This is a genomic window from Microcoleus sp. B6-A1, assembly GCF_036705085.1.
Classification (GTDB): Bacteria; Cyanobacteriota; Cyanobacteriia; order Cyanobacteriales; family Microcoleaceae; genus Microcoleus.
In genome coordinates this window covers 1-10,470 of record NZ_JAUBTU010000148.1, presented here as the reverse complement: position 1 = coordinate 10,470, position 10,470 = coordinate 1, and the positions used below count along the sequence as shown (strand labels likewise).

Annotated in this window: 10 protein-coding genes; 4 read left to right on the top strand and 6 right to left on the bottom strand. The window is 48.4% G+C overall.

Annotation, left to right across the window (positions count from 1 at the left end):
* A partial coding sequence (locus tag QUB11_RS30200) for a hypothetical protein (RefSeq protein ID WP_333199382.1) occupies positions 1-219 on the top strand: 219 nt, incomplete at its 5' end.
* On the opposite strand, the gene QUB11_RS30195 is transcribed toward QUB11_RS30200, so the two are convergent.
* The 3 genes from QUB11_RS30195 to QUB11_RS30185 all read right to left on the bottom strand — a co-directional run bounded on the left by QUB11_RS30195 (position 210) and on the right by QUB11_RS30185 (position 2,210).
* The gene (locus tag QUB11_RS30195; RefSeq protein ID WP_333199384.1) at positions 210-797 is read right to left on the bottom strand and encodes a zf-HC2 domain-containing protein; all 588 of its coding nucleotides are present in this window, start codon (positions 795-797) and stop codon (positions 210-212) included. The genes QUB11_RS30200 and QUB11_RS30195 overlap by 10 nt on opposite strands.
* 140 nt (positions 798-937) lie before the next feature.
* The gene (locus tag QUB11_RS30190) at positions 938-1,597 is read right to left on the bottom strand and encodes a sigma-70 family RNA polymerase sigma factor (RefSeq protein ID WP_333127308.1); all 660 of its coding nucleotides are present in this window, start codon (positions 1,595-1,597) and stop codon (positions 938-940) included.
* A 121-nt stretch (positions 1,598-1,718) separates the two neighbouring features.
* On the bottom strand, positions 1,719-2,210 hold the full coding sequence (locus QUB11_RS30185) for a molybdenum cofactor biosynthesis protein MoaE (RefSeq protein WP_333199386.1): 492 nt from the start codon (positions 2,208-2,210) through the stop codon (positions 1,719-1,721).
* A gap of 636 nt (positions 2,211-2,846) precedes the next feature.
* Between QUB11_RS30185 and QUB11_RS30180 the strand changes: the two genes are divergently transcribed.
* A complete protein-coding gene (locus tag QUB11_RS30180) occupies positions 2,847-3,251 on the top strand; it encodes an SH3 domain-containing protein (RefSeq protein WP_333199388.1) in 405 nt (134 codons plus the stop codon).
* A gap of 135 nt (positions 3,252-3,386) precedes the next feature.
* On the opposite strand, the gene QUB11_RS30175 is transcribed toward QUB11_RS30180, so the two are convergent.
* Positions 3,387-4,367, bottom strand: a complete 981-nt coding sequence (locus QUB11_RS30175; RefSeq protein WP_333037021.1) for an aspartate carbamoyltransferase catalytic subunit — start codon at positions 4,365-4,367, stop codon at positions 3,387-3,389.
* A 32-nt stretch (positions 4,368-4,399) separates the two neighbouring features.
* Between QUB11_RS30175 and QUB11_RS30170 the strand changes: the two genes are divergently transcribed.
* A complete protein-coding gene (locus tag QUB11_RS30170) occupies positions 4,400-4,537 on the top strand; it encodes a hypothetical protein (protein WP_333199390.1) in 138 nt (45 codons plus the stop codon).
* 469 nt (positions 4,538-5,006) lie between these two features.
* Positions 5,007-5,225, top strand: a complete 219-nt coding sequence (locus QUB11_RS30165) for a DUF4327 family protein (RefSeq protein WP_193973492.1) — start codon at positions 5,007-5,009, stop codon at positions 5,223-5,225.
* A gap of 166 nt (positions 5,226-5,391) precedes the next feature.
* Here QUB11_RS30165 and QUB11_RS30160 read toward each other — a convergent pair whose 3' ends face one another.
* Both QUB11_RS30160 and QUB11_RS30155 read right to left on the bottom strand, forming a co-directional pair.
* Positions 5,392-6,633 (bottom strand): protein kinase domain-containing protein, encoded by a 1,242-nt coding sequence (locus QUB11_RS30160; RefSeq protein WP_333392482.1) that lies wholly within the window; start codon positions 6,631-6,633, stop codon positions 5,392-5,394.
* Positions 6,634-7,588: 955 nt separating this feature from the next.
* On the bottom strand, positions 7,589-9,892 hold the full coding sequence (locus QUB11_RS30155) for a serine/threonine phosphatase (protein ID WP_333392480.1): 2,304 nt from the start codon (positions 9,890-9,892) through the stop codon (positions 7,589-7,591).
* Positions 9,893-10,470 lie beyond the last annotated feature (578 nt).

The window sequence follows — 10,470 nt, the reverse complement described above, 5'->3', positions numbered from 1 at the left end:
CTCATTATTATCTCCGATGATTCACTTTTACTTCCTCAATCCGCGTATGTGCCAGTTGGGGGTGCGGAATGTGGGTTCAAAGCCAGGAAAGCGTCAAAGGATCTATCCACCTTTAAAAACTGGGAAAAACGGCAAAAAGCCCCCTTTTTTAGGGAGCTTAGCAACTTTCGTTATTGCTCAAAACAGCAATCCTACTGCGCCTTTAGCCATTACTTTTGAGGGGTTGCTACACCAACTTTGGGAATATCCATGATCGGTGCATTCACCCCAAGCATCAAATCGTTGGGATTAACCATCTCCACCAGAGGCTCGTTTAAAGCCATAATCAAACCGTCAGATTCAGCAGGAACAGGCGATCGAGCAAACTGAGGAGCAAACAATTGGCGGCCGCCACCGACACCAGACACCACCGCAACCAACAAAGCTGCGATCGCACTTCCACCCAAAATCCAAGTCCGTTTCGGCTTGCGTTCCACCCGTTGCAAAACCTTCGTCGCCAACTCCTCGGCAGATTGTTCCGCAGCAGGCACCGGCATTGCCTGAAAACTCTGCTGCATCATCAGCAGTCGCGAGTACAAACGCTTCGTAGTGGGGTCATTTGTCAGCCACTCCTCAACTTGCCGGCGTTCTGTCGCCGTCACTTCACCGTCGAGGTAGGCACTTAGCAATTCAAAGCGATCGCGCATCATAGTAGTTACATTGCCCTGGGCATAATTGTTGTTAGCTTGAGCTTCAGCGAGTGAATCCCCGACGCCTTGCTGATTCTGATTTTTATCGGATTCAAAGTTACCATTCATAATTTCAGACTTGCTCTAATTGGGGAATCACGCACTCGCTATTAGAATGATTTACTGCTTATTTATATTTTAAAATAGAAGTTTTGATGTCACAGCAAACTTCATCAAATCTTCTTAACCCGCCTCTGAAATTACTCTTGCTAATTACCATCAAGATATTTTTGCAATTCCAACTGCAATCTTTGGCGAGCTCTAGCAATTCTAGACTTGACAGTTCCCAGAGAAACTCCGGTCATTTCGGCTATTTCCTCATAGGCTAAACCTTCTATTTCTCTCAAAACAATGGTCGTGCGGAAGACTTCCGGCAAATCTGCGATCGCCACCCGCAACTGGTCGTAAAATTCTCTAGTCGTCAAATCTTCATCAGGCCCCGGACTGTCAGCCGGAATTTCCCAATCAACCTCGCCATCTTCCAGAGTACGAGGTACGTCGAGCGACAGCGGAGTTCGCACCCGCTTGCGCTTCCGCAACTCATCGTAAAACAAATTAGTGGCGATGCGGCTCAGCCAGCCCCGAAATTTAACAGGCTCTTGCAAACGGTTAATATTGCGGTAGACCCGAATCCAGACTTCCTGAGCCAAATCTGCTCGGTCTTGCCAGTCAGGTGCCAAATGATAGAGTACCCTGTCTACGTGGGACTGATACCGCTTCAACAGTTCTGAAAAGGCAGTGCTCTCAGGTCGATTTCCTTCCTGACACCGCAACACCAAGTCATAATTAGAGAGTTTTTCGGCTGGCAATTGCACTCTTTGAACGGTCGCCACAACCGCAGACCAGGACACGGAAATAAAGTCGCTCATCGGTGGAATTGGCTCATCGAACATTCCACACTTTTTGACGTTAGGAGATCGTAACAAGTTCCCCTCTTCAATCTCAAATCTCAAATCTCAAATCTCAAATCTCAAATCTCCCATCGATTGACTAATGCCCGACCACCTCGCACGCTCCAATACTAACCCAACTGCTAGAACCGTCAGCCCAATGTTCCTTTTTCCAAATCGGTACATTGTGTTTGAGCGTATCTATGGCGTACTGGCAAGCTGCAAAGGCTGAGTCCCGGTGGGGACAGCCAACAGCCACCAGTACGCTGATTTCGCCCACCTGCAAGTGTCCGACGCGGTGGTGAATAGCGACCCGATTGACATCGACCCACTGGCGGCGGATTTCAGTAGCAATTTGCTGGAATACTCGCACCGCCATCGGTTCGTAGGCTTGATATTCTAGGGAAACTACAGCTTGACCGTCGGTTTGGTTGCGGACTGTACCGCTCATCATTACCACGGCTCCGTTCGCGGGGTCATCTGCCAAAGCGTATATTTCCTCTACAGACAACGGCGCTAAGGTAATGGCGAAGCTGTCTGATTCATGGCGTTGAGGAATTGTGCCGATCGAAAGTGCAGCGAAGGAGTTCATTGCCAAAGAAGTGGTGCTGGATAAGTTAATTGATCTTGACACAAATCAAGTCGCGATGGATTTGTCTTGCATTCTTGTCGGGGACACTGGGAGGCTAATTTTTAGACCCATCTCGTAGCACGGGCATGGGCCCGACGCCATCGCCCCGAACTTCTGCACCAGTGCGATCGGCTACACTATGACTGGCCCGAAGCAAATTAAGATCGTGCTTGAAGACAAGCCGGATGCTTGTTCGATAGAATTAACTGCCGATATTGCTGTAGCAATTCAATAAATAAGCACCAAAATAAGTAGTGTCATTCGCAACTCAGTACAAGCCATTCCCCACCCCAATCGATAACTTCGTTCCCTTTGTAAGGACACAGTTAAGTTTAATTCTGCCCGGAGTTCTGATCCGCGTCGGCAAAATTGTTAGCAGTCGATGTAAACTTTATTTATTTTTTTGTTCCGGAAAGCTACATCAATGACATGATATACCTGTGCAGGGTTCAGGAACATTAGCCAATACTCGGCAAAAGCAAGACCTTAACGCCCTTTTGTGGCTTTTATGAAACATAAGTTAATAATTTGGGCTGTTAATTGAGGTTTTGACCTGAGTCTGTACCAAGAAAGGTTAACAACAATCACGAGGAAACTATGGAAGCACTAGCATTGAGCCACTCTTTTGTTGCTTATGAATCTCCAGAGTCCGAACTCCAAGTCAAGTCGTTAGACCAACTGGGCTTGAAAATTCCTAATTCTGCATGGATAGGCGTTGCAGGTATGGCAGTAGCCCTATCTGTTCTGAGTGTCGGTGGCGAAGCCCAGGCAGCAGGTTGCTACCGCAAACACTGTGGCCATCGCGCTCATCACAGCCATCACAGCTACGCCAAAGTTGTCACGAATGGCGGCCGACTGAATATCCGCCACCGCCCCAGTAGCTGTTCTGGTGTAATCGGCAAGTTATATTATGGAGACCACGTAAAATTGACCGGTCGTTACAAACACGGCTGGGCCCAACTGAAAGGTGGTGGCTGGGTGTCTGCGTCCTGGCTTTCCTAACTCTTAACTAGAGCAATTTGTTTCTAGAAAGAGTTTTAATCGTTACCCGGTAAGACCGGGTAACGATTATTGTAAAGAGGCGATCAATCTTGAAAATTAGGGAATATCCGAAATTCATGACTAACAACTAACAGCCTAAACTTTACCCCCGCCGATTAGATAAAGTAATGCCATCCGCACCGCCACGCCGCTGGTAACTTGCTGAGAAATCAGGCTAAACTGGGCATCGTCCATCAAATCCGAACTAATTTCCACGCCACGGTTAACCGGGCCAGGGTGCAACACCTTCACATCCGGCTTGCAGAGTTTCAGCCGATCGCGCGTAATCCCGTACAAAGAATGGTACTCTCGTAAACTCGGCAGCAAATGGTCGCTCATCCGTTCCTTTTGCAGCCGCAAAGTCATCACAAAATCAGCATCGGCCAAAGCAGGTTCAAGCTGCCAATGCAAAAATAACTTGCCTTCCCTACCATCGCCACACTCAGCAAACAACAGCGGCAGCAAAGTCGGCGGCCCGGCCAAATGAACCTCTGCCCCAGAAGCCGTTAGACTCCAAATATTAGACCTAGCCACCCGTGAATGCAAGATATCCCCCACCACAGCAATTTTTTTGCCCGCTAAAAGTTCCAGCCGCGGACGTTCGGTATCTAACAGAGCACAGATAGTAAATAAGTCTAGCAAACCTTGCGATGGGTGTTCGTGCTGGCCGTCTCCAGCATTGAGAACGCTGACTCTCGAACCCAAGCGATCCATTTCCGAAGCAATCGTGCTGGGAACTCCAGCTTGTTCGTGCCGGATTACCATCAAATCCGTTCCCATCGCCAGATAAGTCTTAGCCGTATCCAGAATAGTCTCCCCCTTCGTTAGAGAAGAGCTTCCCGGCGTAAAATTTAGCGTATCCGCCGACAGCCGCTTCGCCGCCAACTCAAAACTATTGCGAGTCCGGGTAGAAGGTTCAAAAAACAAATTCGCGACCACTTGACCCTGCAGGGCCGGCACTTTCTTCGTGCGGCGGCCGAGCACCTCCCGAAAACTGGCCGCAGTTTGCAGCACTGTATCGTATTCGTCCGAGGTAAAATCAGCCAGAGTGAGAATGTGTCGCCTTGTCCAAGTCATACAATTTTAGATTTTAGATTTTAGATTTTAGATTGACTCAATCAGGACGGACGATGGGTTTGGAACTTGCTGGTACGCCCGCTGTGCTGTCGCCTTTGAATGTTCGATCGACATTTAGGGGTGGCGATCAACAGTATCCAACAATTTTTGATCGCTTTTGCGGTGAGTAGAGCTATAATCAGTTTATGTAGTTCACATCCCACTCTCACAGCGAACCCAGCGTCGAAGGTGAAACAGGTGTGGTTTACCCGCAGGAAAGCGGAAATTACGCTGTAGCAGCGAAAGCGCAGTAGTTGCAGTTTCTCCTACGCAAACTCAGCCTTTTCGAGAACAAGCCGAGCGCAGCCCTTGCATCTACTACTATGTGGAAACAATTGAGGCGGCAAACCTTCCACTGCAGATCGACAGCATACAGTGCGACATTTCACAGATGATTAATTCTTTGAAGTCGGTCTTGACTATTCAGTCTTGCTTATAGGGCCTTGTCAAAACGAACAGTGTTGAGATACAAGTTTAATATGTAGCTTCCCGACTAAAATCTACACGTATCTTGGCTAGACTGTTCTTGGCGAAACTGCGATAAAGAGTGTGCGCTGGGAAGTGGTAATTACACAAGATTTAAACAATTCAAGAGGTATTATGAGCCAGAAGGTGATACAGCCGATGGTTAAGTTCCAGCGTCAGGTGCATTCTCTCGTCACGTCTGACATTATCAAGCCCACAGACAGTATTTGGAAAATTGCTCTGCTTTACGGCGACGAATGGCCGTACTGGAAACAGCAATTGTTAGAGTTTGATTTTTCTATGCAAGACCCCGTGAGCGAGTTGATAGCTGTAGAAGCTTGGGACGAGGAATAACAGAGGAGACGGAGGACTGGGGTGTCGGAGAGAAATTTCGAGGCGATGGGGTAAATTTTCTTTCATAAATTTTCCGTTGCTAAATTCTTCCCTCTTCCCTCTTCCCTTTGCCCTCTTCCTAATAAATTCTGACTTTGGGCTTTTGAGTTTTGACTTCTGACTTTTGTTACAGGGAACCGGCTAAAGCTCGAGCTAATTGTTGAGCAGTTTGAAAGCGATCCCCAGGCTTAGCTGCCGTGGTTCGCAAAATTGTGTCCCGCAGCTTCGGGGCGATCGTCGGAATATTTTCGAGCTTAAACCCGTAACCTCCAGGTATTTTCCCGTAAAAGTTTTGAGGGCTTTGGGCCGTCAGCAAAAAAATTAAAGTAGGCCCAATAGCATATAAATCCGACTGAGGGAGAGGCTGTCCCCGGTCTTGTTCTGGTGCGGTGTAGCCTTCAACGCCGATGCGAGTGCCCGGAGGAGTGCCGATTTCTTTAACGGCTCCAAAATCCAGCACTGTAATGCGATTGTCGCGGTGGCGCACCAGCAAATTAGCAGGTTTAATATCCCGGTGGACGATCGGGGGTTTTTGAGAGTGAATGTAGTCCAAAACCTCACAGGTTTGGATCATCCACTCTATTGCTTGTTGGGGAGCAACAGGGCCGCGGTTGTAGATGCGTTTTTCTAAATCCTCGCCGTGGAGCATTTCCATCACCAAGTATTTTTTACCCCCTTCCACAAAAAAGTCAAAAAACTGAGGAATTCCCGGATGGTGGAGGGCCTTGAGAGTTTTAGCTTCACGTTCAAACAGTTCTTGAGCTTTGACTATTTGAGCCATGTCAGCATTCATTTCCTTGAGGACTACCAGAGAAGCTGCGGGGGAACTTCCGGGTTTTTGAGCTTTTGCTTTCTCTCGATCCCAGGCTAAAGTCGTTGTCCCCATACCGCCTTGGCCCAAAGTTCTCAGCACTTGGTAGTGGCGCACCGTGCGATCGACTTTAATCGGTTCGCCGCAGTGGATGCAGAATAAATTACCCGGCGGGTTTCCCGCGTGGGTACACCTTGGTGCCGCGAGATTGACGGTGGGGTTCGCCTTAATTTGGCCGCCGAGTTCAATAGTAATCACTTGGAAATGCAGAATTGGGCCGCCCCGCGCCAACTGGATCATGGCACCGTCGGATATCCAACCCTGAGACATGAGAATACCGTTCACCAAAGTGCCATTTGTCCCAGAATTGACTAAGTACCACTGACTGGATTTCCCGCTATTAACTCTTTGCAGTTCCAGATGCTGCCGCGACACTAGAGCATTGGGGAGCACAACGTGATTTTCAGGAGAGCGGCCGATGCGAATAATGGATTCGCTCTCGAAACTCCACTGTTGCAGGGGGGTCTGTTTTTCGGGATCTAAAAGAGTCAGCAGCATTTTTGATTGATGTGGTTGAACTCCCTGATGTGGCAGTGAGAGTTGGCGGGAATTTACAGATTTGGGGCGTAGGGCTTTGAAAAATTAGAAATTAAAAATTACTTATGAGCTTCACACGTTAGTTTCAGGAAAACTTTATAATATCCTGATTATGATTAAAGATTTCATAAACAATTAAGTTATAAATAGTTTTTGGTGAACAATTATCCGTAAAATTTCTGATGGGTCGATCGCTCCTTAAAACACAGTCGATCGATTTAACACTTGAAACTACAAAAACTAGGTAAACAATCGCTAAACTTTTACGTAAATTTGCTGGAGCAGCAGGTTGTGATTTACCCCCACATCTATAGGTAGCGCGGGCACTTCCTGCCTAGGCCCAAATTGCCCCAAGAGCGATCGAGTATAAAACAGATGTCGCATCAGCCCGCCTGCTGACCGAAAGAATCCAGGATACCCGCCACGTGATTCATCCGTCCAGAAATAAAAAACCTGTATCAGATGAAACTTGCCGAACGTATTTATGCGTGGGGTCAATGCTTCAATTCTTTAATCTAAAATCTAAAATCTAAAATCGATTGACTCACTTCATTGTAGTTGATTTTTTTTCATTAGACTAACTATTTTTGTAAGTGAAAGCTCCTTAAACTATGATGAATCCACTTACTATCAAGCAACTTTTTCCGGTAGATTCCCTGAACAGAGTCTCAAAAATAAAGATACTGATAAATGGTTAGTCCTCCACAGCTTTTAGGAAATTGTATGGGTCTGTAATCAGTTTTTTACAACTCAAACCGAGGCTGTTTTAACACCGGATACCTCTGAACAGAGCGAGCAGTAAAGCCTTGCCAGGAAACGGCAGAAGCTGTTTTTTTTATCTGCAACAATTGCAGGTTTAACCCAGGCAGTCACGGGGGAAAGCACCACCTGTGAAAAAGTTGGCAGCATCGAAAGTCTAAAATCGAAATGCGCCAACCTGCGCCCGAATGATAATTGCCGTGATATTGTCGTGACCGTTGCGTTTGTTGCCCAGTTCAATCAACTGGGCAACTCCCTGGTCGAGATTGGCTTGGGGATTGAACAGGGGTTCGAGAGTGTTCTGCCAGTGAGTTTCCAACAAATCATTATCTGTCAGGCCGTCCGAAGCCAAAATTAATAAGGTATCTTCGCACAAGTCTAAAAACTGCACCTCTGGCTTGAGAAAATTACTGTCTCGCGGGCCGATGGCTTGAGTTAGTTGATAGGCGTCGGGACGGGCATAAGCAGTTTCCGGGTCAACCCCGCGCTTAATTTCGCGCTGACCTACTTCGTGGTCTGAGGTGATTTTTTCTAGGGTTTGTCCCTTTCTCAGTCGGTAGAGGCGGCTGTCGCCGACGTGGGCAACGGCGAATTGGGTGTCTTGAACTAAGACTGCGACTAGAGTTGTACCCATGCGGGCGCTGCCGGAGCGTCCGTCCTTTTGATTGATTTCAAAGATGGCTTTGTTGGCTAGCAGGACTCCCTCGCGGATGGTGTCTGCCGGAGGTAGTTGATTTTCCCAACGGGTTTGAAAGAATTCTCTGAGAGTTTCAGCGGCTAGTTGGCTGGCTACTTCTCCCCTGTCGTGTCCGCCCATGCCGTCGCAGAGAATGTAAAGCCCTTTGGTTTGAAAGATGCGACCGAAGGAGCTTTCGAGTTTGTTGAGCTGAGTCCAGATGCTGAAGAAGTCTTCGTTGTGGTCGCGGGTGCGGCCAACATCGGTGAGGCCTGCGTCTTCTAAGCTGTAAATCTGGAGTGGCATGGGCTGGGTTAAGACCTCGCCAACTTCGGGGGGGGACTCGTCGGGGCTGCGGTAATGCCTGCGCGTCGGGGTTGAGCTGGGTGAAGGTGCGGGTTGGAGTTCGAGAGGAACTGTTTCTAGACGCGATCGCAATTCTTCGATCGTGTTAATCTCGCCTCTGTACATTTGTTGCAGCAGTTCGAGCAATGCGCCAAACTGAGTGCGATGATCGGACTGGCTAAATATCACCTGCCACAGTTGCCCCAAATCTACCAGTTGCAGGTTTGAGCCGGCGGGTTCGGGATAGAGGTATTGCAGCCGCAAAGAAGCCAAGGAAAAGGAAGAGTCGGGGTTGACTCGCAAATTTGTCAGTTCCAACAAGCTTTGCCGACAGCGCCAGGGTTCTAGGGCAGCCCACAGTTCTGTCATTTCGTGCAGCCAGTATAAAATTTGCTGGGTGGAAGTTTCGGGTTGATTCCAGCGTTCTACCAGCAGCGGCCATTGGGAGCAGTCTTCTAGCAGCAGCACTGCCTGTTCGTTGTCTGACCAGCTATCGTGAATGACTGGCAGGTTTTGAGAGAATTGCCACCGGAGTGCCAGATAAGGTTCAGCTATGCCTTGGCAAAGCTCTGCTAAGGCGGAATTGGTTGAATTTTCTCCGCCTTTGATTGCTGCGGTATAGGGGGATGTTCGTCGGGCGACGCTGGCAGAGTTGGCTGCTAGCATGGCTTTGAGGGGTGACATTTCCAGGGGCTGACAGTCCAATACTGTGACTGCTACTGTGTCTGAGCGTTTTCTCGGCGGCACGGTTTCTAGGAGTTGGTAGCGCTGCTGAGTGTCTAAATAAGCTCCGGCTGGCTGGGAAGGAATTAAATATTCTGAATTGGGGATGGGGAATTCTGGAGATGGAGGGGATGTGTCAGCTATGTTTGGGCTGTCGGGGTTCTGTGTTGCTTCGTGGATTTGTTGAGGCTGTGGTGCGGTTGTAAAATGCTGCTGTGATGGGGTTATTTCGCGCTCTGGTGCTGTAGTAGAGCTTTTTTCTGTTGTTTGAAAGGATGGTGGTACGATCGCCCCCACGGCTACCACAGGGTCAATTTCTTTGCTGCTGAATTCGCCGTCGCTTGGCTGTGGAGAAGTTGGTTCGACTGCTGTTGGGGATTCGGCTGGCGTGGTGATTTCTGTTTGAATGCTGTCTGTGATTGGTTCAGCAGAGTTCTGGGGCGATGTAGTTTGTGGAACGATGTCTGATTTTTGGGGAAATTCGGCTGGGGGTAGGGTTGACTCCTGTGGCTCGACTGCTGGAAAATTCGATCGACCGCAGATAATGGCCCGCCACACTTGACCTGTTGCGACGCCGCAATTCTGACATAATGCGGCGCTAAAAGCGACTTGGGCACCGCATTCGTGGCAAGGTTTGTAAATTAGGGAATTTCCGCATTGTTGACAAAACTTGTTTGGATTGGGATTTTCAAATTGGCAGCGGGGACAGAGAAGCATAGGGGTTTTAAATTGGAGATGGGCGATCGAGTGAAAGCGGTGGGGATTGTTGGGTTTTGGCCTGTGAGTGATGAGTTATGAGTTTTGGGTCTGACTCGCAACGGATAACTCCCATTGCCCTATGCCTTATTTTATCGGGATGAATTCAGAAGTAAGATATTTCTTAGAACTGAGATGTTGCATCGGTGTCAGGAATAGGCTTCTTAAGCCCTATCCACAAAAATTTCTCTCGCTTCAGGGCCCCAAAAGCCAGCTCCACCGGCGCGAGCGAGTGCGGGCCCGACAATAAAAGTTATCTCATGAGTGGAACGGGCCGGAGAGCCCGTTCTTAACAACGGTGCAATATCTCAGTTAGAACTGATATCTTGCACCATTGTCAGCAACAGGCAAGATGCCTGTTCCACAAAGAGTGAATTTTCTTGTGGAACAGGCATCTTGCCTGTTCCTAATTGACAATAGTGCAATATCTCAGTTAGGAATGAGAATTAAATAACTTCCACTCTTGAAAGTGGGATGGGCGTCCCGCCCCTCCAAAAAGGACCGGCGGGACGCCCATCCCACAAAAAAAATTAAAATTG

Bases quoted from the DNA above. Each gene is read 5' to 3' on its own strand.
- QUB11_RS30185 (WP_333199386.1), bottom strand. From the start codon at position 2,210: ATGAACTCCTTCGCTGCACTTTCGATCGGCACAATTCCTCAACGCCAT.
- QUB11_RS30190 (WP_333127308.1), bottom strand. From the start codon at position 1,597: ATGAGCGACTTTATTTCCGTGTCCTGGTCTGCGGTTGTGGCGACCGTT.
- QUB11_RS30155 (WP_333392480.1), bottom strand. From the start codon at position 9,892: ATGCTTCTCTGTCCCCGCTGCCAATTTGAAAATCCCAATCCAAACAAG.
- QUB11_RS30160 (WP_333392482.1), bottom strand. From the start codon at position 6,633: ATGCTGCTGACTCTTTTAGATCCCGAAAAACAGACCCCCCTGCAACAG.
- QUB11_RS30165 (WP_193973492.1), top strand. From the start codon at position 5,007: ATGAGCCAGAAGGTGATACAGCCGATGGTTAAGTTCCAGCGTCAGGTG.
- QUB11_RS30180 (WP_333199388.1), top strand. From the start codon at position 2,847: ATGGAAGCACTAGCATTGAGCCACTCTTTTGTTGCTTATGAATCTCCA.
- QUB11_RS30195 (WP_333199384.1), bottom strand. From the start codon at position 797: ATGAATGGTAACTTTGAATCCGATAAAAATCAGAATCAGCAAGGCGTC.
- QUB11_RS30175 (WP_333037021.1), bottom strand. From the start codon at position 4,367: ATGACTTGGACAAGGCGACACATTCTCACTCTGGCTGATTTTACCTCG.